The sequence below is a fragment of the Streptomyces sp. NPDC002125 genome (genome assembly GCF_053593715.1).
The window spans coordinates 75,358-97,957 of sequence record NZ_JBSFDD010000022.1 but is presented as its reverse complement, the minus strand read 5'-3'; the positions used below and the strand labels follow the sequence as shown (position 1 = coordinate 97,957).

General features: G+C 72.0%; 17 protein-coding genes. 14 read left to right on the top strand and 3 right to left on the bottom strand.

The features are described from left to right. Positions 1-108: 108 nt before the first annotated feature. Positions 109-1,629 (top strand): tRNA (N6-isopentenyl adenosine(37)-C2)-methylthiotransferase MiaB, encoded by a 1,521-nt coding sequence (gene miaB / locus ACWCQM_RS29960; RefSeq protein WP_450918216.1) that lies wholly within the window; start codon positions 109-111, stop codon positions 1,627-1,629. 14 nt (positions 1,630-1,643) lie between these two features. Beyond that, on the top strand, positions 1,644-2,372 hold the full coding sequence (locus ACWCQM_RS29955) for a class III extradiol dioxygenase subunit B-like domain-containing protein (protein ID WP_450918215.1): 729 nt from the start codon (positions 1,644-1,646) through the stop codon (positions 2,370-2,372). 84 nt (positions 2,373-2,456) lie between these two features. On the opposite strand, the gene ACWCQM_RS29950 is transcribed toward ACWCQM_RS29955, so the two are convergent. Continuing rightward, positions 2,457-2,702, bottom strand: a complete 246-nt coding sequence (locus ACWCQM_RS29950) for an antitoxin (RefSeq protein WP_450918214.1) — start codon at positions 2,700-2,702, stop codon at positions 2,457-2,459. A gap of 154 nt (positions 2,703-2,856) precedes the next feature. On the opposite strand from ACWCQM_RS29950, the gene miaA reads away from it, so the two are divergent. From miaA to hflX, 6 genes are all read left to right on the top strand, one after another. Beyond that, the gene (gene miaA / locus ACWCQM_RS29945; RefSeq protein ID WP_450918213.1) at positions 2,857-3,795 is read left to right on the top strand and encodes a tRNA (adenosine(37)-N6)-dimethylallyltransferase MiaA; all 939 of its coding nucleotides are present in this window, start codon (positions 2,857-2,859) and stop codon (positions 3,793-3,795) included. Between the two features lie 108 nt (positions 3,796-3,903). Then, positions 3,904-4,341 carry a hypothetical protein gene (locus ACWCQM_RS29940; RefSeq protein ID WP_267080802.1) on the top strand — a complete coding sequence of 146 codons (438 nt, stop codon included), beginning with the start codon at positions 3,904-3,906 and terminating at the stop codon, positions 4,339-4,341. Between the two features lie 55 nt (positions 4,342-4,396). Further along, the gene (gene dapF, locus ACWCQM_RS29935; RefSeq protein WP_450918212.1) at positions 4,397-5,269 is read left to right on the top strand and encodes a diaminopimelate epimerase; all 873 of its coding nucleotides are present in this window, start codon (positions 4,397-4,399) and stop codon (positions 5,267-5,269) included. A 140-nt stretch (positions 5,270-5,409) separates the two neighbouring features. Beyond that, positions 5,410-7,557 carry a RelA/SpoT family protein gene (locus tag ACWCQM_RS29930; protein ID WP_450918211.1) on the top strand — a complete coding sequence of 716 codons (2,148 nt, stop codon included), beginning with the start codon at positions 5,410-5,412 and terminating at the stop codon, positions 7,555-7,557. Between the two features lie 94 nt (positions 7,558-7,651). Continuing rightward, the gene (locus ACWCQM_RS29925; RefSeq protein ID WP_450918210.1) at positions 7,652-9,142 is read left to right on the top strand and encodes a M1 family metallopeptidase; all 1,491 of its coding nucleotides are present in this window, start codon (positions 7,652-7,654) and stop codon (positions 9,140-9,142) included. 133 nt (positions 9,143-9,275) lie between these two features. Then, on the top strand, positions 9,276-10,796 hold the full coding sequence (gene hflX / locus ACWCQM_RS29920) for a GTPase HflX (RefSeq protein WP_450918209.1): 1,521 nt from the start codon (positions 9,276-9,278) through the stop codon (positions 10,794-10,796). Positions 10,797-10,872: 76 nt separating this feature from the next. Here hflX and ACWCQM_RS29915 read toward each other — a convergent pair whose 3' ends face one another. Next, positions 10,873-12,081 (bottom strand): trypsin-like serine peptidase, encoded by a 1,209-nt coding sequence (locus ACWCQM_RS29915; protein WP_450918208.1) that lies wholly within the window; start codon positions 12,079-12,081, stop codon positions 10,873-10,875. 346 nt (positions 12,082-12,427) lie between these two features. Here ACWCQM_RS29915 and ACWCQM_RS29910 point away from each other — a divergent pair, with 346 nt between their 5' ends. From ACWCQM_RS29910 to ACWCQM_RS29890, 5 genes are all read left to right on the top strand, one after another. Continuing rightward, a complete protein-coding gene (locus ACWCQM_RS29910; RefSeq protein ID WP_450918207.1) occupies positions 12,428-13,819 on the top strand; it encodes a diaminobutyrate--2-oxoglutarate transaminase family protein in 1,392 nt (463 codons plus the stop codon). Positions 13,820-13,847: 28 nt separating this feature from the next. Next, positions 13,848-15,761: an IucA/IucC family protein gene (locus ACWCQM_RS29905; protein WP_450918206.1), complete on the top strand. Its 1,914-nt coding sequence runs from the start codon at positions 13,848-13,850 to the stop codon at positions 15,759-15,761. Positions 15,762-15,859: 98 nt separating this feature from the next. Beyond that, positions 15,860-16,528: a GNAT family N-acetyltransferase gene (locus tag ACWCQM_RS29900; protein WP_450918249.1), complete on the top strand. Its 669-nt coding sequence runs from the start codon at positions 15,860-15,862 to the stop codon at positions 16,526-16,528. Between the two features lie 60 nt (positions 16,529-16,588). Next, positions 16,589-18,439 carry an IucA/IucC family protein gene (locus ACWCQM_RS29895; protein ID WP_450918205.1) on the top strand — a complete coding sequence of 617 codons (1,851 nt, stop codon included), beginning with the start codon at positions 16,589-16,591 and terminating at the stop codon, positions 18,437-18,439. Between the two features lie 50 nt (positions 18,440-18,489). Beyond that, on the top strand, positions 18,490-20,457 hold the full coding sequence (locus tag ACWCQM_RS29890) for an ATP-dependent DNA helicase (RefSeq protein WP_450918204.1): 1,968 nt from the start codon (positions 18,490-18,492) through the stop codon (positions 20,455-20,457). A gap of 152 nt (positions 20,458-20,609) precedes the next feature. Here ACWCQM_RS29890 and lexA read toward each other — a convergent pair whose 3' ends face one another. After that, positions 20,610-21,407, bottom strand: coding sequence for a transcriptional repressor LexA (gene lexA / locus ACWCQM_RS29885; protein ID WP_073748110.1), 798 nt, complete (start codon positions 21,405-21,407; stop codon positions 20,610-20,612). 574 nt (positions 21,408-21,981) lie between these two features. Between lexA and nrdR the strand changes: the two genes are divergently transcribed. Then, entirely contained in the window at positions 21,982-22,497 is a 516-nt protein-coding gene (nrdR, locus tag ACWCQM_RS29880; protein ID WP_267080153.1) for a transcriptional regulator NrdR, read from the top strand. Positions 22,498-22,600 lie beyond the last annotated feature (103 nt).

Sequence of the window (22,600 nt, the reverse complement as noted above, 5' to 3'; positions counted from 1 at the left end):
CGCCCGGTGTTCTCCCGTGGCCGCGAACCCGCCGGCCGGCGTCCCGGGCGCCGGGCGTGACGGAGGGAGCCCGGACGAGGAGCTCCGGCCACCGCCTACCCTTGTCCCATGAGCAGCGGCAACCGGAGCGAAGCAGTGGACGTCCAGAAGAGCTACGAGGTACGCACTTACGGGTGCCAGATGAACGTCCACGACTCCGAGCGCTTGTCGGGTCTTCTGGAAGGCGCCGGCTACGTGCGCGCCCCCGAGGGCTCCGACGGCGACGCCGACGTCGTCGTCTTCAACACCTGCGCGGTGCGTGAGAACGCCGACAACAAGCTCTACGGCAACCTCGGCCGCCTCGCCCCCATGAAGACGAAGCGCCCCGGGATGCAGATCGCCGTCGGCGGCTGCCTCGCCCAGAAGGACCGCGACACGATCGTCCGGCGGGCCCCCTGGGTGGACGTCGTCTTCGGCACGCACAACATCGGCAAGCTGCCGGTGCTCCTGGAGCGCGCCCGGGTCCAGGAGGAGGCGCAGGTCGAGATCGCGGAGTCCCTGGAGGCCTTCCCCTCCACGCTGCCCACCCGCCGCGAGTCCGCGTACGCCGCCTGGGTGTCCATCTCCGTCGGCTGCAACAACACCTGCACCTTCTGCATCGTCCCGGCCCTGCGCGGCAAGGAGAAGGACCGCCGCACCGGCGACATCCTGGCCGAGATCGAGGCACTCGTCGCGGAGGGCGTCAGCGAGATCACCCTCCTCGGCCAGAACGTGAACGCCTACGGCTCCGACATCGGCGACCGTGAGGCCTTCTCCAAGCTGCTGCGGGCCTGCGGCACGATCGAGGGCCTGGAGCGCGTCCGCTTCACCTCGCCCCACCCGCGCGACTTCACGGACGACGTGATCGCCGCGATGGCCGAGACGCCGAACGTGATGCCGCAGCTCCACATGCCGATGCAGTCCGGGTCGGACACGATCCTCAAGGCCATGCGCCGCTCGTACCGCCAGGAGCGCTTCCTCGGGATCATCGAGAAGGTGCGCGCCGCGATGCCGGACGCCGCCATCTCCACCGACATCATCGTGGGCTTCCCCGGCGAGACCGAGGAGGACTTCGAGCAGACCATGCACGCGGTGCGCGAGGCCCGCTTCGCCAACGCCTTCACCTTCCAGTACTCCAAGCGCCCCGGGACCCCCGCCGCCGACATGGAGGGGCAGATCCCCAAGGAGGTCGTCCAGGAGCGCTACATGCGCCTGTCCGCCCTCCAGGAGGAGATCTCCTGGGAGGAGAACAAGAAGCAGGTCGGCCGCGTCCTGGAGGTCATGGTCGCGGAGGGCGAGGGCCGCAAGGACGGCGCCACGCACCGGCTCTCCGGCCGCGCACCCGACAACCGCCTGGTGCACTTCACCAAGCCCTCCCAGGACGTGCGCCCCGGGGACGTGGTGACCGTCGAGATCACCTACGCCGCCCCGCACCACCTGCTCGCCGAAGGAGCGCCCCTGGGCGTGCGGCACACCCGCTCGGGCGACGCCTGGGAGAAGCGCACCGCCGCCGACGCGCCCCGGCCCGCCGGAGTCATGCTGGGCCTGCCCGGCATCGGCGCACCGGCGCCGCTCCCCGCGGCCGCCACCCCGGGCTGCGGCTGCGACTGAGTACGCTGACCGGCATGCTTGCCGCTGCCGCCGTCTGCCCCTGCCCGCCGCTCCTGGTCCCCGAGGTGGCCGCGGGCGCCGCGCCCGAACTCGACGCGGCGAGGGCCGCGTGCCTCGACGCCCTCGGCGTCCTCGCCGCCGCGCGACCGGACCTGCTGATCGTGGCGGGGCCGGCGGGGCCGGCGGGGCCGGACGGGAGCGGGCCGTTCCCCCCGGGCTCCGCCGGCTCCTTCGCCGGGTTCGGCGTGGACCTCACCGTGCGGCTGGGTGAGGCGCCCGCGGGGACCCCCGCACCGGACCGGGCCCTCCCGGCGTCCCTCGCCGTCGGAGCCTGGCTCCTGGAGCGCGCGGGCTGGGCCGGCACCCCCGTCGAAGGGTTCGGCGTGGATGAGCGCCTCGACGCCGGGAGCTGCCTGCGGGCCGGAGCCGGACTGGCGGGCGGCCCGCAGCGTGTCGCCCTGCTGGTCATGGGCGACGGCAGTGCCTGCCGCACGGTCAAGGCGCCCGGCTACCTGGACGAGCGCGCCGCGGACTTCGACGCCGAGGCGGCCCGTGCGCTGGGCAGCGCCGACCTGGCCGCGCTGAGCGCCCTGGACGCGTCGCTGGCGTACGGACTGAAGGCCTCGGGCCGGGCGCCCTGGCAGGTGCTCGCGGGCGCGGCCCAGGGGGCGGAGCTCGGCGGGAAGCTGCTGCACGAGGACGCGCCGTACGGCGTGGGATACGTCGTCGCGGCCTGGTCCTGAACCGCCGGCCGGCCTCTCGTCGGAACGGGTGAGGGCCGTGGAGCGGTCATCGCTCCACGGCCCTCGGTCACGCCGCTGCCCGGATCAGGAGGCGGGCGGCGGGGGAGGTGTACCGCCCTCGTTCTTCTGTCCCAGGCGGTCGACCGCGTCCTTGGCCTTCTGCGTGCCGGACACGATCTTGTCGCTGTACTTGCCCTTGGTCTTTTGGTCGACCGTGCGGGCGGCCTTGTCGAGGCCCTGGTCGATCTTGTCCCCGTGCTGCTGCGCGAGGTCGCCGACCTTCTCCTTGGCCGGGGCCAGCTTGGCCTTCAGGTTGTCCAGGAAACCCATGGGTCACCTTCCGTGCTGGGGGGACTGTGATCACATTTTACTCGTCGCAGGGTGAACACGCGTCGCTCGCCGTGGCCGCACGCGCCGCCCGGTGCCGCCCGCCGGCCGGTCCGCGCCGGTCCGGGAGCGCCCCGAAGTTTGGGAGACTGTCCCGGTGAGAAGACCCGCTCCCGCCCCCCGCGTCATCACCGTCGTCGGCCCCACCGCGGCCGGAAAGTCCGATCTCGGAGTTTTCCTCGCCCAGCGGCTCGGCGGCGAAGTGGTCAACGCCGACTCCATGCAGCTCTACCGCGGCATGGACATCGGCACCGCGAAGCTGACCCTTGCCGAGCGCGACGGCGTCCCGCACCATCTGCTGGACATCTGGGACGTCACCGAGGCCGCCAGCGTGGCCGAGTACCAGCGGCTCGCCCGCGCCGAGATCGACCGGCTGCTGGCCGAGGGGCGGACCCCCGTCCTGGTGGGCGGCTCCGGTCTCTACGTGAAGGGCGCGATCGACGCGCTGGAGTTCCCGGGCACGGATCCCGAGGTGCGCGCCCGGCTCGAACAGGAGCTGGTGGAGCGCGGCTCCGGCGCCCTGCACGCCCGGCTCGCCGAGGCGGACCCCGAGGCCGCCCGCGCCATCCTGGCCAGCAACGGGCGCCGCATCGTCCGCGCCCTGGAAGTCATCGAGATCACCGGAAAGCCCTTCACGGCCAACCTGCCGGGAGAGGAGCCCGTCTACGACGCCGTCCAGATCGGTGTCGATGTCGAACGGCCCGAGCTCGACGAGCGGATCAGCACCCGGGTGGACCGGATGTGGGAGGCCGGGCTCGTCGACGAGGTGCGCGCCCTGGAGGCCGTGGGGCTGCGCGAGGGACGCACCGCCTCCCGCGCCCTCGGCTACCAGCAGGTGCTCGCGGCGCTCGCGGGGGAGTGCACGCAGGAGGAGGCGCGCGCCGAGACCGTACGCGCCACCAAACGCTTCGCGCGCCGCCAGGACTCGTGGTTCAGGCGCGACCCGCGCGTCCGGTGGCTGAGCGGTGCCGAGGCACACCGCGGAGAACTCCCGCACCGGGCGCTGGCGTTGGTCGAACGAGCGGTCACAGCCTGATCACGTGATGGCATCGGGAAGCTCAGCCCGTCATTTCGGCGGCCGCGAGCGTGCCATCATCGAGCATCGATCGACCAGTGGAGTCCGAGTATGGGAGGGCGCGTGGCGATGGAGGCCGGCCCTCGCGACACAGACCAAGACGCACCGGATACGCGGCACGAGGCAGGACGTCTCAGTCCTGACGGGCCCGACGAGCACGACGTGGCCCCCGAGGTCGAGGTCGAGCTCCGCCCCGCCCGCCGCCTGCGCATCTGGCAGCTCGCGCCCATCGTGGTGCTGGCGGCGCTCGGCTCCCTGATGTTCGCCTTCCCGCTCGCCTTCGAATTCGGCGACGGCGGTGCCGTCGTGGCGATGCTGGGACTGCTGATCAGCTCCTGCGCCGCGGGCTGGGGCATGATGGCCGCGCGCCGCGTCGGCCACACCTGGCCCGGCCTTCCGGACAAGGGAGCGGGCGAACGCCCCGACTGGCGAGTGATCGCGCTGTACGTGGCGCTCTGCGCCGTACTGGTGGCCCTGGCCGTCTGGCGCGTGGCCCGGCTGCGCTGAGGCGCCCCGGGGGCCGGTCCGGCGGGCTGTCGGCGGAGCCTCGTACAGTGGGCACGTGAGCACTTCGCAGATCGCCTTCCTCAAGGGGCATGGCACCGAGAACGACTTCGTGATCGTTCCCGACCCGGACAACGCCATCGACCTGCCCGTCTCCGTCGTCGCCCGGCTCTGCGACCGCCGGGCGGGCATCGGCGGCGACGGGCTGCTGCACGTCGTGCGGTCCGCGGCGCACCCCGACGCCCGGGACATGGCGGGCGAGGCCGAGTGGTTCATGGACTACCGCAACGGGGACGGCTCCGTCGCCGAGATGTGCGGCAACGGCGTCCGTGTCTTCGCCCACTACCTCCAGCGCGCCGGACTCGTCGCCGAGGGCGATCTGACCGTCGCCACCCGGGGCGGGGTCAAGCGGGTCCACCTCGCGAAGAACGGCGACATCACCGTGTCCATGGGCCGGGCGGTGCTGCCCGAGGACGGCGTCACGGTCTCGGTGGACGGCCGCAGCTGGGCCGCCCGCAACGTGAACATGGGCAATCCGCACGCCGTCGCCTTCGTCGAGGACCTGGACCACGCCGGGAACCTCTTCTCCGTACCGCCGTTCAGCCCGGCGTCCGTCTACCCGGACGGCGTCAACATCGAGTTCGTCGCGGACCGGGGACCCCGCCATGTCGCGATGCGCGTCCATGAGCGCGGCTCCGGCGAGACCCGCTCCTGCGGCACCGGCGCCTGCGCCGTGGCCGTCGCCGCCGCTCGCAGGGACGGCCTGGACCCGGCCCTGACCGGCACCCCCGCCACGTACACCGTGGACCTCCCCGGAGGCACCCTGGTGATCACCGAACATCCCGACGGCGGGATCGACATGACGGGACCCGCCGTGATCGTCGCCGAAGGCGTGATCGACCCCTCCTGGCTCGAAACGATGATCGGTTAGAGCTTCGCTCGAATGGGTGATCCGTTTCACGCTGGGCGAGAGCTGGACTGCGCCACGTGGTGGGGTCGATAGCATCAAGCACCGGCCCGGAGGTGTACCCGCACCTCTCCACCGCCGGTCGACGTTGCCGGAGGTGCCCCATGAGCGCAGAGGCCACCAATCCAGGTGCTCCCCTTCGCAAGCGCGGTCGTCCACGGATCGATCTGCGCAGGCTGGGCCGTGTCGCCCTGCTCGGGCCGGCCTCGCGTGACCGGCTGCCCGACGCCATCGGGCACGTCGCCGAGGCACACAGGGCGCACTACCCGGACGCCGACCTGGACATCCTGCGCCGGGCCTACGTCCTGGCCGAGTCCTCCCATCGCGGCCAGATGCGCAAGAGCGGCGAGCCCTACATCACCCATCCGCTCGCGGTGACCCTGATCCTCGCCGAACTCGGCGCGGAGACGACGACCCTGACCGCCTCGCTCCTCCACGACACGGTCGAGGACACGGATGTGACGCTCGACCAGGTGCGGGAGCAGTTCGGGGACGAGGTCTGCTATCTGGTCGACGGGGTCACCAAGCTGGAGAAGGTCGACTACGGCGCCGCCGCCGAGCCCGAGACCTTCCGCAAGATGCTCGTCGCCACCGGCAACGACGTCCGGGTGATGTCCATCAAGCTCGCCGACCGGCTGCACAACATGCGCACCCTCGGTGTCATGCGCCCCGAGAAGCAGGCCAGGATCGCCAAGGTCACCCGGGACGTACTCATCCCGCTCGCCGAACGGCTCGGCGTGCAGGCCCTCAAGACGGAGCTGGAGGATATCGTCTTCGCGATCCTCCACCCCCAGGAGTACGAACGCACCCAGGCGCTGATCACCGCCTGGGCCGACGCGCAGGACCCACTCACGGAGATCGCCGAGGGCGTCAGGTCGACCCTCCGGGAGGCCGGCATCAGCGCCGAAGTCCTCATCAGACCGCGCCACTTCGTCTCGGTGCACCGGGTGAGGACGAAACGCGGCGAGATGCGCGGCACCGACTTCGGACGGCTGTTGGTGCTGGTCGGCGAGGACGCCGACTGTTACGCCGTCCTGGGTGAACTGCACACGTGTTTCACGCCGGTGATCTCCGAGTTCAAGGACTTCATCGCGGCCCCCAAGTTCAACCTCTACCAGTCCCTGCACACCGCCGTCGTCGGCCCGGAGGGCGCGGTCGCCGAAGTCCTCATCCGCACGCACCGGATGCACAAGGTCGCCGAGGCGGGCGTCGTGGCGCTGGGCAATCCCTACACCCAGGACGGCACCAACGCCGCGCACCAGGCCGAGCCGGCCGACGGCGAGCGCGCCGACCCGACCAGGCCCGGCTGGCTCTCCCGCCTCCTGGACTGGCAGGAGTCGGCCACCGACTCCGACACCTTCTGGACCACGCTGCGCGCCGATCTCGCGCAGGACCGGGAGATCACCGTATTCCGGACCGACGGGGGCACGCTGGGCCTGCCCGCGGGCGCCAGCTGCGTCGACGCCGCGTACGCGCAGTACGGCGAAGAGGCGCACGGCAGCATCGGCGCCCGCGTCAACGGCCGGCTGGCCACCCTCAGCACCGTGCTGAACGACGGCGACACCGTGCAGCTGCTCCTCGCCCAGGACGCCTCCTCCGGCCCCTCGCCCGAGTGGCTCGACCACGTCCGTACCCCCGCGGCCAGGATCGCGATCACGGCGTGGCTCGACGCCCATCCCGACGGCGCGCAGGGGCCCCACGGCGGCAGGCCCGACGCGGAGCGGCCGCAGGCCCAGCCGTCCGAGGAGGCGGCGAACGGCCGGGGCAGGGCGGGCGGCAGGACGCCCAGCGTGGCCGTGGACACCCCAGGAGCACAGGTCCGGCTCGCCGGCTGCTGCACCCCCGTCCCGCCCGACGTCATCGTCGGGTTCACGGTGCGCGGCGGTGCCGTCACCGTGCACCGCGAGGAGTGTCCCGCGGTGGCCCGGATGCGCGCACTCGGCCGGGCGGCCGTCGGCGCCCGATGGAACGACCCGGGTGAGTGGAGCGGCACCGCCGACTACCGGGTCACCCTCGTCGCCGAGTCCTTCGGACGCCCCCGGCTGCTCGCCGACCTCACCGAGGCCATCGCGACAGCGGAGGCCGCCATCGTCGCCGCGACCGTCGAACCGCCCAGCGAACAGCGGGTCCGGCACACCTACACGCTCCAGCTCCCGGACGCCGCGGGACTGCCCGGCCTCATGCGGGCGATGCGTGACGTGCCCGGCGTCTACGACGTGAGCCGCGCCCAGCAGCCGGCCGCCACGGGCTGACCCGCCTCTTCCTGCCGCTCACCGGAGACCTCGTTCGGGTGGGTGCGGCGCGCGGCGCCCCCGCGCGGGCGGTGCGCGCTGGTAGCCGTAGTCCATGCCGCTCACCTCCCGCCGACTGCGCGCCGCACTGCTGGCCACCGCGTCGGTCACCCTCGTCGCCGCGACCCTGCCCGCACCCGAGCCGCTCGGCATCGGCGACCGGCTCTTCCCCCATCTCGGCAACCCCGGCTACGACGTCCTCGCCTACGACGTCTCGCTCACCTACAAGGGCAGCAACACCAAGCCACTCGACGCCGTCACCACGATCGACGCGCGGACGACCGAGCCCCTGGAGCGGATCAACCTCGACTTCGCCCGGGGCACCGTCAGCTCCGTCGAAGTCGACGGGCGCGACTCGGAGTTCGCCACCGCCGGAGAGGACCTGGTCGTCGACACCCCCACCGCGCTCCCCGCCGGTGCGCCCGTACGGATCACCGTCCGGCACACGAGCGATCCCACGGGGGACCAGGCCAACGGCGGCTGGGTGCCGACCGCGGACGGACTCGCGATGGCCAACCAGGCCGACGCGGCGCACCGGGTCTTCCCCGGCAACGACCACCCCGCCGACAAGGCGTACTTCACCTTCCGGGTGACCGCGCCGAAGGACCTCACCGTCGTGGCGGGCGGCCTCCTCGCCGGAAAGCGCGAACACGCGGCCACGACCACCTGGACCTACCGCACAAGCCACCCCATGGCCACGGAGCTCGCCCAGGTCTCCATCGGCCGCTCGGCCGTCCTGAGGCGCACCGGTCCGAACGGCCTGCCGGTCCGCGACGTCGTGCCCGCGGCCGACCGCGCGAAGCTGGAACCCTGGCTCCGCAAGACCCCCGACCAGCTCGCCTGGATGGAGAAGCAGGTCGGGCCCTACCCGTTCGAGACGTACGGACTGCTCGTCGCCGACACCGAGACGGGCTTCGAGCTGGAGACCCAGACGCTCTCGCTCTTCGAACGCTCCATGTTCACCGGGACCGGTTACCCCGAGTGGTACGTCGAATCGGTCATGGTCCACGAGCTCGCCCACCAGTGGTTCGGCAACAGCGTCTCCCCGCGGACCTGGTCCGACCTCTGGCTCAACGAGGGGCACGCCACCTGGTACGAGGCCCTCTACGCCGAGGAGCACGCCGGGAAGCCGATGGAGCGGCGGATGCGCGAGGCCTACGCGCGCTCCGACACCTGGCGCGCCGCCGGAGGCCCGCCCGCCCGCCCCGACGTACCGACCCCCGACCACAAGATCAGCCTGTTCAGGCCGGTCGTGTACGACGGCAGCGCCCTCATCCTGTACGCGCTGCGCGAGGAGATCGGAAAGGCCGCGTTCGACCGCCTGGAGCGGGCCTGGGTGAGCGTCCACCGGGACGGATCGGCGACCACCCGGCAGTTCACCGACCTGGCGTCCGGGATCGCGGGACGGGACCTGACGGCGTTCTTCGACGGCTGGCTCTATGCGAGCAGGACCCCGCCCATGCCGGGGCACCCGGACTGGCGCAGCGAGGCACCGCGGGCCGCGGTCGCCCCGCAGAGCCCCGCCCGCGCACCGAAACCGGAGTGACTGGGCGGGCGAGGACATGCCACTATCGACGCGTCGGCACGGCGGCCGGCCGGTGGATCCCGCCTCTGGGAATCATCCGGCAGGGTCACGCGTTGTGACTGACGTAACGGACTTCTATCGACGTAAGGATCCAATGACCTCCTCTTCCTCCCTTCCCCAGGACGCGCAGGACGCGCAGAGCGCCACGGAACCCGTCTCCGAGAGCCTCACCGAGAGCCTTCGGGCCGACGCCCTGATGGAAGAGGACGTCGCCTGGAGCCACGAGATCGACGGAGAGCGGGACGGCGAGCAGCTCGACCGTTCCGAGCGTGCGGCGCTCCGCCGTGTCGCGGGTCTCTCCACCGAGCTCGAGGACGTCACCGAGGTCGAGTACCGGCAGCTGCGCCTGGAGCGCGTGGTGCTCGTCGGTGTCTGGACGTCCGGGACGGTCCACGACGCGGAGATCTCCCTCGCGGAGCTCGCGGCACTCGCCGAGACGGCGGGCGCCCTGGTGCTCGACGCCGTGTTCCAGCGGCGCGACAAGCCCGACCCGGCGACCTACATCGGCTCGGGCAAGGCGCTGGAGCTCCGCGACATCGTCCTCGAGTCAGGGGCCGACACCGTCGTCTGCGACGGTGAGCTCAGCCCCGGCCAGCTGATCCACCTGGAGGACGTCGTCAAGGTCAAGGTGGTCGACAGGACCGCCCTGATCCTCGACATCTTCGCCCAGCACGCCAAGTCCCGTGAGGGCAAGGCCCAGGTCTCGCTGGCACAGATGCAGTACATGCTGCCGCGCCTGCGCGGCTGGGGTCAGTCGCTGTCCCGGCAGATGGGCGGCGGCGGTTCCAGCGGCGGTGGCGGCATGGCGACGCGCGGCCCCGGTGAGACCAAGATCGAGACGGACCGGCGCCGGATCCGCGAGAAGATGGCGAAGATGCGCCGGGAGATCGCGGAGATGAAGACCGGCCGCGACCTCAAGCGCCAGGAACGCAAGCGCAACAAGGTGCCCTCGGTCGCGATCGCCGGATACACCAACGCCGGCAAGTCCTCCCTGCTCAACAGGCTCACCGGTGCCGGTGTCCTCGTGGAGAACGCCCTGTTCGCCACCCTTGACCCGACCGTGCGCCGGGCCGAGACCCCGAGCGGGCGGCTCTACACCCTGGCCGACACCGTCGGCTTCGTACGGCATCTGCCCCACCACCTGGTCGAGGCGTTCCGCTCCACGATGGAGGAGGTCGGCGAGTCCGACCTGATCCTGCACGTGGTCGACGGCTCGCACCCGGTCCCGGAGGAGCAGCTCGCCGCCGTGCGCCAGGTGATCCGGGAGGTCGGCGCGGTCGACGTCCGCGAGGTCGTCGTGATCAACAAGGCGGACGCGGCGGACCCGCTCGTGCTCCAGCGCCTGCTGCGCACCGAGAAGTACGCGATCGCGGTGTCGGCCAGGACCGGTGCCGGGATCGACGAGCTGCTCGCGCTCATCGACGCCGAGCTGCCGCGGCCGTCGGTGGAGATCGAGGCACTCGTGCCCTACACCCAGGGCGGACTCGTCTCCCGGGTGCACGCCGAGGGCGAGGTGATCTCCGAGGAGCACACCCCGGAGGGCACGCTGCTCAAGGCGCGGGTCCACGAGGAGCTCGCCGCGGACCTCGCGGCGTTCGTGCCGGTCGCCCACTGACCCGCCGGAGCGTGTGAAACGCGGAAGGCCGGGCTCCCCCGCGAGGGGAGCCCGGCCTTCTCGTGCGCGTGCCGGTCTACTGGCCCGCGTACTTCTTGCTGACGGCCTCGTAGACGCCCTTGGCCTCGGGGCCGAGCCGGGGACCGGCCAGCCAGCCGGCCGACACCGGGCCGATCGAGGTGTTGGAGACGAGCGCCGGCTCACCGTCCTGCCCCTTCGCGACCCAGCCGCCGCCGGAGGAGCCGCCGGTCATCGAGCATCCGACGCGGTACATCGTCGGCTGGTTCTCGAACAGGGCGAGGCGGCCAGGCTTGTCCGAGCACCGGAACGCCTTCTGGCCGTCGTACGGAGGAGCGGCAGGGTAGCCCGTCGCTGTCATGTCCGCGATGTCCGGCACCGCGGGGGCGTTGAACTCGACCGGCAGCGCCGAACCCACGGTCTCCTCGAGGGACTTGCCCGTGGAGCCCTTCTCCGGGGCGACCTGAAGGACCGCGAAGTCGTAGGGAGCGCCCTGGCCGCCGGTCGCGGCACCCTGCTCGATCCACTGGTCGGAGGTCTGTGCCCACTGGCCCCACCACACGCCGTACGGGGCGATCTGCTCCTTGGACGCGTTCTCCAGCTCGGCCGTGGAGAGCCCGCTGTCGTTGTACGACGGGACGAACGCGATGTTGCGGTACCAGCCGCCGTCCTTCCCCGCGTGCACACAGTGCCCGGCGGTCCACACCATGTTGGACTTGCCCGGGTGCGCGGGGTCCTTCACCACGGTCGCCGAGCAGACCATCGAACCCTGGGGCCCGTCGAAGAGGAGCTTGCCGGACGCCGGAGCGCTGTCGTGGTACGGCGTCTTCAGGCCGGCCGCACGGACCGGGGCGGGCGTCGGGTCCGTCACGCCCTCGTCACCGGAGATGTCGGGATCGACCGGGTTCTCCGGGGGCTTGTCCGCCTCGCGCATCCGGTCCGGGTTCCAGAGGTCCTCGATGATCGGGTTGACGTAGTCCTTGGCCTCACGCAGCCAGGTGTCCTTGTCCCAGTTCTTCCACTCGCCGTCCCGCCACTTCTCGAGATCGATCCCGTGCTCCTTGAGCCGCTCCTTGAGATCGTCCGGGATGACGACCTTGCCGTCGGCGGACCCGGCGGAGCTGCTCGGGTCGCTGAGCGCCCCGTCCTCCTCCGGGCCGCAGGCCGTGGCCGTGAGCGTCAGAACAGCGGCGAGGGCGGCTGCGGCGAACACCCGGGGAGTGCGGCGGGCGCTCCTCCCGCGGAGTGCGGTATCGATCGGGCGCATGGGTCGCATCTGGTGATCCCCCTGGGACTTCGTCACTGACTTCGGTACTGCACCGGGGACTTGGGGCGAGCGGCGCCGACCTCGCCGGACCGCGGCAGGCCCCGGGGACGTCGGAGCGGCGGCCCCGTCCCGGGTGCGGCACCCACTATGCCGGTGCCGTGAGGGACGGCGCGCGGCAGGTCCACGGTTCCGCGTGCGCAAGGATCTTCCGATTTACCCGTGATCTCCCGCCTTCCGCGTCGTTGGTACGTACGGGGGACACCAGGACAGCGTTCAACCGCGCGTTCGTGCCCCCTGGGGACGTACCGATGTGCAACGCAACTGTTATGCGGGAGGACCGACAGTCGTGGCCGTGACCGAACCAGCTCCGGTGGCACTTCCCGCTGCGCACGAGGGAATTCTGCGGCGGCAGGCCCAACGGGAGTCGGCGGCCCGCACCTACGCGCGCTCCCTGCCGATCGTGCCGGTACGCGCGCGAGGCATGACCATCGAGGGTGCCGACGGGCGCCGCTACCTCGACTGCCTCTCGGGGGCGGGCACGCTGGCGCTCGGCCACAACCACCCCGTGGTGCTGGAGGCCATCAGGAAGGTCATCGACTCCGGGGCCCCGCTGCACGTCCTCGACCTCGCGACCCCCGTCAAGGACGCCTTCACGACCGAGCTGTTCGCCACCCTTCCGAGGGAACTCGCCGACAACGCCCGCATCCAGTTCTGCGGTCCGGCCGGGACGGACGCCGTCGAGGCGGCGTTCAAGCTGGTCCGCGCAGCCGGCGGGCGCAGCGGCATCCTCGCCTTCACCGGGGCGTACCACGGCATGACCGAGGGCGCGCTGGCCGCGTCGGGCGGGGCCCAGGACGTCCGGGTGACGAGGCTGCCCTTCCCGCGCAGCTACCGCTGCCCGTTCGGAGCCGGCGGCGAGCGGGGCGCGGACATCGCCGCGCGCTGGACCGAACACCTCCTGGACGACCCCAAGGGCGGTGTGCCGGCCCCCGCCGCGATGATCGTGGAGCCCGTCCAGGGCGAGGGAGGAGTGAACCCCGCCCCGGACGGCTGGCTGCGCCGGATGCGGGAGATCACCCGCGAGCGGTCCATCGCCCTGATCGCGGACGAGGTGCAGACCGGAGTCGGCAGGACCGGCACCTTCTGGGCGGTCGAACACAGCGGTATCGTCCCCGACGTGATGGTGCTCTCGAAAGCCATCGGTGGCTCGCTGCCCCTCGCGGTGATCGTCTACCGCTCCGAACTCGACCTCTGGCAACCGGGCGCCCACGCGGGCACCTTCCGGGGCAACCAGCTCGCCATGGCGGCCGGTGCCGCGACCCTCGCGTACGTACGGGAGAACGGCCTCGCCGAACGCGCGGGCACGCTCGGCGCGCGCATGCTCGCCCGGCTCCAGGCGCTGAGCACGGATCACCCGAGCATCGGCGACGTCCGGGGCCGAGGACTGATGATCGGCATCGAACTCGTCGATCCCGAGGCCGATCCGCTCGACGTCACCTCCGAGAACGGCTCCGCCCCGCCCCCGGACCCCGCCCTCGCCGCGGCAGTTCAGCAGGAATGCCTGCGCCGTGGTCTCATCGTCGAACTCGGCGGACGCCACAACGCCGTTGTCCGGCTGCTCCCTCCCCTCACTCTCACCGACGAACAGGCGACGGCGGTCGTCGACCGCCTCGCCGACGCGCTGAGAGCGGCCGAGCGATCTCCGCACCGCCGGGCCGCTGCCGGGCCGACCCGCTGATCCCGGACCTCTCACAAGGAAGACCGCCGTGAACCCCACCCCTGCGCCCGAGGCCGACGGCCCCCTCACCAGCCAGCAGCGAGGGCAGGACCTGCCGGACGGCACCCTCGCCGTCGAGTCGACGACCGTGCCGCGCCAGAAGGCCGGCCCGTACGACGCCCCGCGCCCCGGAGCGGACCCCTCCGCCAGCGGCCACCAGGCCCACCGGCCCTGCCCCGCCGAGCAGGACCCGCTGGACCACCCGGACCCGCTGAGGGCCGCCGATTCGGCCGGTACGGAGAACCTCCTGCGCTGCTGGACCCGGGAGAACGACCTGCCCCGGCCGCAGGGAAGCACCCTGCGCATCCCGCTCCCCGCGAGCGGCACCGCCCTGCTCGTCCCCGTCGCCCACTGGTCCGCGACCGGCTGGCACCGCTTCGGCACGCCCGTCCTGGAGAACGCGCCCGCCGGCGCCCCGGGCGCCGACGCCGTCACCGTGGCGGCGCTCCTGGGGCGCGAGAGCGGGCGGAACACCGGAGCGGACCTGGTCGCCAGGGTGGCGGACTCCGTCCGGCACACGGCCGCCTTCATCGCGGACCGGCGCCGGACGCCCACCGCGCCCTCCGAGGCCGACCTCTTCCTCACCGCCGAACAGTCCCTGGTCCTCGGCCACCCCCTGCACCCCACGCCCAAGAGCCGCGAGGGCCTCTCGGAGTCCGAAGCGCTGCTCTACTCACCCGAGCTGCGCGGTTCCTTCCCGCTCCACTGGATGGCGGTGGACCGCTCCGTGCTGGCCACGGAGTCCTCCTGGACCAAGGCGGGCCGCCCGGTCCCCGCGGAAGCACTCCTCGCCCCCCACGCCGAGGGACTGAGCCTTCCCGAGGGCGCCGCCGCCCTTCCGCTCCACCCCTGGCAGGCGGCCGAGGTCCTGCGCCGCCCCGAGGTCGTCGCACTTGTGGAGAAGGGCCTCCTGCACGACCTCGGTCCGTACGGGGAACGCTGGCACCCCACCTCGTCCGTGCGCACGGTGCACCGGCCCGGCTCCGACCTCATGCTGAAGCTCTCCCTGGGCGTACGCATCACCAACTCCCGCCGGGAGAACCTCCGCAAGGAGCTCCACCGCGGCGCCGAGGTCCACCGCCTGCTGCGCACCGGACTCGCCGAGCGGTGGCAGCGCGAGCACCCCGGATTCGACATCGTGCGCGACCCCGCCTGGCTCGCCGTCGACGGTACGGACGGCAGCCCCGTCCCCGGCCTCGACGTGATGCTCCGCCACAACCCCTTCGGCCCGGCCGACGACGCGGTGTGCATCGCCGGGCTCACCACCCCCCGGCCCTGGCCCGGCAGGACCGGTACGCACTCCCGGCTCGCCGACACGGTCCACGCCCTCGCCGCCCGTACGGGCAGGACGACCGGAGCCGTCTGCGCCGAGTGGTTCCTGCGCTACCTCGACCGCGTGGTCCTGCCCGTCCTCTGGCTCGACGCCCACGCCGGCGTCGCCCTGGAGGCCCATCAGCAGAACACGCTCGTCCTCCTCGATCCGGACGGCTGGCCCGTCGGCGGCAGGTACCGCGACAACCAGGGCTACTACTTCCGGGAGTCCCACCGCTCCGCGCTCGAACAGCGCCTCCCGGGCATCGGCTCCGTCAGCGACACCTTCGTCTCCGACGCCGTCACCGACGAGCGGTTCGCCTACTACCTCGGCATCAACAACGTCTTCGGACTCATCGGGGCCTTCGGCTCCCAGGGCCTCGCCGACGAGCAACTGCTCCTCGCCGCGCTCCGCCGGTTCCTCGAAGGCGCTGTGGCGCTGGGCTCCCCGCTGCCCGAGTATCTCCTCGGGACCCCCCAACTGCGCTGCAAGGCCAACCTGCTGACCCGGCTCCACGGCCTCGACGAACTGGTCGGCCCGGTCGACACCCAGTCCGTGTACGTCACCATCGCCAACCCCCTCCGCAGCTGAGGGAATGACCGCCTGAACGACGAGAGGAGAGCGCCACGGTGCACCAGGCCGATGCGCACACCGAGGCCGCAGCCGATGATGCCGCCCCGGCGGACGCCATGGGCACCGAGGACACCCTGGAGCTGCGGCTCACCGAGGAGCTCCTCGCCCTGCTCGGCGACGACCGCCGGCCGGCCGGCGGCCCGGCCGACGCCTCGGCCCTCGTGGGGAGCCCCGGCGCGTGGAACCCCGTCACCACACCGGCGGGGCTCTTCCAGCTGGTCCCGGTGGAGCTCGAACGCGATCTGGCCGTGATCAGCCGCTGGATGAACGACCCCGCCGTCGCCGCCTTCTGGGAGCTCGCGGGACCCGAGTCGGTCACCGCCGACCACCTGAGGGCACAGCTCGAAGGGGACGGCCGCAGCGTCCCCTGCCTCGGGGTGCTCGGCGGGACACCGATGAGCTACTGGGAGATCTACCGGGCGGATCTGGACCCACTGGCCCGCCACTACCCGGCCAGGCCCCACGACACCGGCGTCCATCTCCTCATCGGCGGAGTGGGAAACCGGGGCCGCGGCATCGGCTCCGTGCTGCTCCGGGCCGTCGCCGACCTCGTACTCGACAACCGCCCGCTCTGCGCCCGTGTGGTCGCGGAACCGGACCTGCGCAACACCCCGTCGGTCTCGGCCTTCCTGAGCGCGGGTTTCCGCTTCTGCGCGGAAGTGGAACTCCCCGACAAGCGCGCCGCCCTGATGACCCGCGACCGAGCCCACCGTGACCACCTGTGAACAACTCGCCGAACCACACAGCCCGCTCGAACCCCAACGGTCCCACCCGGAGGAGTCCCCGTGCCGACATATCCTGCGAGCCATCACCCGACGGAGCGTCATTCGCCGCTCGACACGCCAGAACTCAACCGGACCGTCTGGGACCGGGTCGCGGCCGGACTCCTCGCGAAGATGCTCGGTGAGTTCGCCTACGAGGAAGTCGTCGAGCCGGTGCCCCGGACGGACGGCGGCGCGGGACGGACCGGCATCTACACCCTGTCGCTCGACGACGGCGGAATCCTGAGCTTCCACGCCCGGCGGGGCGTCTACGGAAGCTGGCGCGTCGACCCCGGGTCGATCACCGAAGCAGCGGCAACGGCCGGCCCGGACGACGGCACCCCCTTCCGCGATCCGCTGCGTTTTCTCGCCCGGGGCCGCCGGCTCCTCGGTCTCGACGGCGCCACCCTCGGCCACCTCATCCGTGAGCTCACCGCCACGCTCACCGCCGACGCCCGGCTCGACCACCACGCGCTCCACGCGCCGCAGCTCGCCGAACTCCCCTACGCGGAGCTCGAAGGCCACCAGACCGGGCATCCCTGGCTGGTGGCGAACAAGGGCCGGCTCGGGTTCTCCGCCACCGACGCCGCCCGCTACACCCCCGAGGCGCGCACACCCACCGCACTGCCCTGGATCGCCGTCAGCACACGCATAGCCGGCTACCGGGGCGTGCGTCGGCTGGCCACCCCCGGGGACCTGTACGACCGTGAGCTGGACCCGCCCGTCCGGGAGTCCTTCGACGCGGTCCTGCGCGGCCGGGGCCTGGCCCCCGAGGACTACCTCTTCCTCCCCGTGCACCCCTGGCAGTGGGACGAGTGGATCGTTCCCCTCTTCGCCCCCGCCATCGCCGACGGGGACATCGTGCCCCTGCACACCGACGACGACCTCCGGCTGCCGCAGCAGTCCATCCGTACGTTCACCAACGTCGACCGGCCCGACCGGCACACGGTCAAGCTGCCGCTGTCGATCCTCAACACCCTCGTCTGGCGCGGCCTGCCGACCGAACGCACGCTCGCGGCCCCGGCCGTCACCGCCTGGGTCCAGGGCCTGTGCGACGGCGACCCGTTCCTCCGCGACACCTGCGGCGTCATCCTGCTGGGAGAGGTCGCCTCGGTGACCGTCGAGCACCCGCTCTACGACCACCTCCCCGAGTCGCCCTACCAGTTCAAGGAGATCCTCGGAGCGATCTGGCGGGAGCCCCTCCAGCCGCGGCTCGCCCCCGGGGAACGCGCCCGTACGCTCGCCTCGCTGCTGCACACCGACCCCGACGGCCGCTCGTTCACCGCCGAACTCGTCGCCCGCTCCGGGCTGACCCCGGCCGCCTGGCTGACCCGTCTCTTCGCCGCCCTGCTGCCGCCGCTCCTGCACTTCCTCTACCGCTACGGCACCGTGTTCTCCCCGCACGGCGAGAACGCCATCGTGGTCTTCGACGAGAATGACGTGCCCGTACGCCTCGCGATCAAGGACTTCGTCGACGACGTGAACGTCAGCGGCCGGCCGGTGCCCGAGCACGACACGATGCCTGATGACGTCCGGGCCATCCTGCTCACGGAGGACCCCTCCTTCCTCACCCAGTTCATCCACTCCGGGCTCTTCGTGGGCGTCTTCCGCTATCTGTCCCCGCTCTGCGAGGAGCAACTCGACGTCCCGGAGGGTGAATTCTGGTCACTCGTCCGTGCCGAGATCCTGCGTCATCACGCCCGCTTCCCCGAGCTCAAGGAGCGGTTCGAGATCTTCGACATGCTGACGCCGACGATCGAGCGCCTCTGCCTGAACCGCAATCGTCTGCATCTGGACGGCTACCGCGACCGGCCGGAACGCCCGCACGCCGCCGTGCACGGCAGGGTTCCCAATCCGCTCCACCCCTCCGTGTGAGTCCGGGAGGGAGCACTGATGTCAGTGGTGCGCCGTAGGGTGGACGGGCTATGACGAAGCCATCTCTCCCCGACCTCCTGCACGCCGCCGTCACCGCCGTCGGCGGTACGGAGCGGCCCGGCCAGGTGTCCATGGCCGAGGCCGTCGCCCAGGCCGTCGACGACAACGCCCACCTGCTCGTCCAGGCCGGCACAGGCACCGGGAAGTCCCTCGGCTACCTGGTGCCGGCGCTGGCCCACGGCGAGCGGGTCGTGGTGGCCACGGCCACGCTCGCCCTCCAGCGCCAGCTGGTGGAGCGGGACCTTCCGCGCACGGTGGACGCGCTGCACCCGCTCCTGCGCCGCCGTCCTCAGTTCGCGATGCTCAAGGGCCGGTCGAACTACCTCTGCCTGCACCGGCTCCACGAGGGGGTCCCGCAGGACGAGGAGGAGGGGCTCTTCGACCAGTTCGAGGCGGCGGCGCCGTCGAGCAAGCTGGGCCAGGACCTGCTGCGCCTGCGCGACTGGTCGGACGACACGGAGACGGGCGACCGGGACGACCTGACGCCCGGCGTCTCGGACCGGGCCTGGGCGCAAGTCTCCGTCTCCTCCCGCGAGTGCCTGGGCGCCTCGAAGTGCGCGTACGGCGCCGAGTGCTTCGCGGAGACGGCGCGCGAGCGCGCCAAGCTCGCCGATGTCGTCGTCACCAACCACGCCCTGCTCGCGATCGACGCGATCGAGGGCGCCCCGGTGCTCCCGAAGCACGAGGTGCTGATCGTCGACGAGGCGCACGAGCTGGTCTCGCGGGTCACCGGTGTGGCCACCGGGGAGCTCACACCCGGCCAGGTGAACCGCGCGGTGCGCCGTGCCGCCAAGCTGGTCAACGAGAAGGCGGCCGACGCTCTGCTGACCGCGTCGGAGGGGTTCGAGCGGGTCATGGAGCTGGCGCTCCCCGGACGCCTGGAGGAGGTGCCGGAGGACCTGGGCTATGCCCTGATGGCCCTGCGTGACGCCGCGCGTACGGTGATCTCCGCCCTCGGCGGCACCCGCGACAAGTCCGTCCAGGACGAGGACGCGGTCCGCAAGCAGGCCATGGCGTCGGTCGAGTCGATCCACAGCGTGGCGGAGCGCATCACCCAGGGCTCCGAGTACGACGTCGTCTGGTACGAGCGCCACGACCGCTTCGGCGCGTCCGTGCGGGTGGCGCCGCTCTCCGTGTCCGGGCTGCTGCGCGAGAAGCTCTTCGCCGAGCGCTCGGTGGTCCTGACCTCGGCCACCCTCAAGCTGGGGGGCGACTTCAACGGCGTGGGGGCGTCGCTGGGGCTCGCGCCCGAGGGCACGGCCGGCGACGACATCCCGCAGTGGAAGGGCCTCGACGTCGGATCGCCGTTCGACTACCCGAAGCAGGGCATCCTGTACGTCGCCCGGCACCTGGCCACGCCCGGCCGGGAGGGATCGCGCACCGACATGCTCGACGAGCTCGCCGAGCTGGTGGACGCGGCCGGTGGCCGCACCCTGGGGCTCTTCTCCTCCATGCGGGCGGCCCAGGCCGCCGCGGAGGAGCTGCGCGGCAGGCAGGACAAGCCGATCCTGCTGCAGGGGGAGGAGACCCTCGGGGAGCTGATCAAGAACTTCGCGGCGGATCCCGAGACCTGCCTCTTCGGGACGCTGTCGCTCTGGCAGGGTGTCGATGTCCCCGGTCCGAGCTGTCAGCTCGTGATCATGGACCGTATTCCGTTCCCGAGGCCCGACGACCCGCTGATGAGCGCGCGCCAGAAGGCGGTGGAGGAAGCGGGCGGCAACGGCTTCATGGCGGTGGCGGCGACCCATGCGGCGCTGCTGATGGCGCAGGGTGCAGGCCGGCTCGTCCGCGCCATGGGCGACAAGGGCGTGGTCGCGGTGCTCGACCCCCGGCTGGCCAATGCCCGGTACGGGAGCTACCTCCGGGCCTCGCTGCCCGACTTCTGGTACACCACGGACCGCAATCAGGCACGGCGCTCGCTCGCGGCGATCGACGCGGCGGCCAAGGCCGCCCCCTAGAGGGCGCGGAGGCGGTTCTCGCACCGCGCAGGCGCCCCTGGGAAAGCCCTTTCAGGGGCCGCTCAGGCAGTCGCCCCGCGGCTTCAGAGCCGCTATGGCAGGGCCCCGGAACCGGCGCAGAGGTCCCGGGGCCCAGTCCGGACCGGCGGAGCTCACACGCGCCGCAGCACGGCCACGACCTTGCCCAGGATCGTGGCCTCGTCACCGGGAATCGGCTGGTAGGCGGAGTTGTGCGGGAGCAGCCACACATGGCCGTCCTCACGCTTGAAGCGCTTCACTGTGGCCTCGCCGTCCAGCATGGCCGCGACGATGTCGCCGTTCTCCGCGACGGGCTGGCGCCGGACGGTGACCCAGTCGCCGTCCATGATCGCGGCCTCGATCATCGAGTCGCCGACAACCTTCAGCACGAAGAGCTCGCCGTCACCGACGAGCTGGCGGGGGAGCGGGAAGACGTCCTCGACGGACTCCTCGGCGAGGATCGGCCCGCCGGCTGCGATCCGGCCGACGAGCGGCACATAGGAAGCGGCGGGCTTCCCCGTGGTGTCGGTCGGCTGGGTGCTGGGCTGGTCCGACCCCCGCACCTCGTAGGCACGCGGCCGGTGAGGGTCGCGGCGCAGGAAGCCCTTGCGCTCCAGGGCCATCAGCTGGTGGGCGACCGACGAGGTGCTGGACAGCCCCACCGCCTGGCCGATCTCGCGCATCGACGGGGGATAGCCACGCCGCTGCACGGAGTCCCGGATCACCTCGATGACGCGTCGCTGCCGGTCCGTGAGCCCCGAGCTGTCCGCCCGGATTCCTGGGGGGCGGCCGGGCAAGGAGCGCGCGGGTCGCGCGGGCTCTGGGCCCTCCGCGTTCATGACTGAGTCATTCATGGCATGCACCGGCTCAAGTCGGCTCTGGGAGCGGTGGTCCTGGGCAGTGATGGTGGCACTGTCTGCGGTGGTGGTCACGTCGGCGGCCCCTCTCGAATGGTCTCCCTAGTTAGGCAACGGTAGTAGCTTTCGAAAGGTTGCGCCAAACACACGTTCGAGTGAAAAACAAATAAAGGGCTGTCACGTGGTTGCTGCGAGGTGTATGAGCTGATGCGGTGGGCCCGCCGGGGACCGGCGTTCCGGGGGTCCACGCTAGCGCTCCACCGGTCTGTTCCCGTGCGCGGGGGTGCGCTCGCCCGGGGTGTCGCGGGGGTGTCGCCCCGGGAGGGTGCGAGGCGCCGCCCAGGGGGCGCCCGGCTGTCGTGCCGGACTGCCCGGCGGGCGGGCCCGTGGACCCGGTGGCCGCGCGTTTCCCGTACCCTCGTGCCGGGCCGTAGGCTGCCTCCCGGTCTTCGGCCGGGCGCGACACGCGCGGGGGCATGAGTGGGGCGAAACCCTAGATGTAGTGGTTGGATTGCCGACGCAACCCACAAGTAGTGGTCCCCGGTCTCGGCGGCCCAAGTTCATCGCCTATGCTTGTGGCTGTCCTCAAGGGCCCGGGAACGGGCCGTCGAGGGCTGAATCAGACGTGCCGTGAAGGAGGGATGGAGCCATGCACTGCCCCTTCTGCAGGCACCCCGACAGCCGGGTCGTGGACAGCCGCACGACGGACGACGGGACGTCGATCCGACGGCGCCGCCAGTGCCCCGACTGCTCCCGTCGCTTCACGACGGTGGAGACCTGCTCGCTGATGGTGGTCAAGCGCAGCGGCGTGACCGAGCCCTTCAGCCGTACCAAGGTCATCTCGGGTGTCCGCAAGGCGTGCCAGGGGCGGCCGGTCACCGAGGACGCGCTCGCGAAGCTCGGCCAGCGGGTCGAGGAGGCGGTGCGGGCCACGGGCAGCGCCGAGCTGACGACCCACGACGTGGGCCTGGCCATACTCGGCCCCCTGCAGGAGCTCGACCTCGTCGCGTACCTGCGCTTCGCATCCGTGTACCGGGCGTTCAACTCGCTCGAAGACTTCGAGACAGCCATCGGGGAGCTGCGCGAACAGCGGCCCCGGGCAGAGCAATGCGGGAACGGCGAGCCCCTCGAGGCTCCCGAGCCCGCCGCTGTCGCCGCTGATTGATCACCAAGGCCGGCCGGCAGGGCGGGAGAGCCGGCGGCGGGCGGCACCAGACCTGCTCCGGGGCGCTGTGCGTGGCGTCCGGAGCATCAGACACAGACTGTGC

Bases quoted from the DNA above. Each gene is read 5' to 3' on its own strand.
- miaB (WP_450918216.1), top strand. From the start codon at position 109: ATGAGCAGCGGCAACCGGAGCGAAGCAGTGGACGTCCAGAAGAGCTAC.
- ACWCQM_RS29955 (WP_450918215.1), top strand. From the start codon at position 1,644: ATGCTTGCCGCTGCCGCCGTCTGCCCCTGCCCGCCGCTCCTGGTCCCC.
- ACWCQM_RS29950 (WP_450918214.1), bottom strand. From the start codon at position 2,702: ATGGGTTTCCTGGACAACCTGAAGGCCAAGCTGGCCCCGGCCAAGGAG.
- ACWCQM_RS29940 (WP_267080802.1), top strand. From the start codon at position 3,904: ATGGAGGCCGGCCCTCGCGACACAGACCAAGACGCACCGGATACGCGG.
- ACWCQM_RS29930 (WP_450918211.1), top strand. From the start codon at position 5,410: ATGAGCGCAGAGGCCACCAATCCAGGTGCTCCCCTTCGCAAGCGCGGT.
- ACWCQM_RS29925 (WP_450918210.1), top strand. From the start codon at position 7,652: ATGCCGCTCACCTCCCGCCGACTGCGCGCCGCACTGCTGGCCACCGCG.
- hflX (WP_450918209.1), top strand. From the start codon at position 9,276: ATGACCTCCTCTTCCTCCCTTCCCCAGGACGCGCAGGACGCGCAGAGC.
- ACWCQM_RS29915 (WP_450918208.1), bottom strand. From the start codon at position 12,081: ATGCGCCCGATCGATACCGCACTCCGCGGGAGGAGCGCCCGCCGCACT.
- ACWCQM_RS29900 (WP_450918249.1), top strand. From the start codon at position 15,860: ATGGGCACCGAGGACACCCTGGAGCTGCGGCTCACCGAGGAGCTCCTC.
- ACWCQM_RS29890 (WP_450918204.1), top strand. From the start codon at position 18,490: ATGACGAAGCCATCTCTCCCCGACCTCCTGCACGCCGCCGTCACCGCC.
- nrdR (WP_267080153.1), top strand. From the start codon at position 21,982: ATGCACTGCCCCTTCTGCAGGCACCCCGACAGCCGGGTCGTGGACAGC.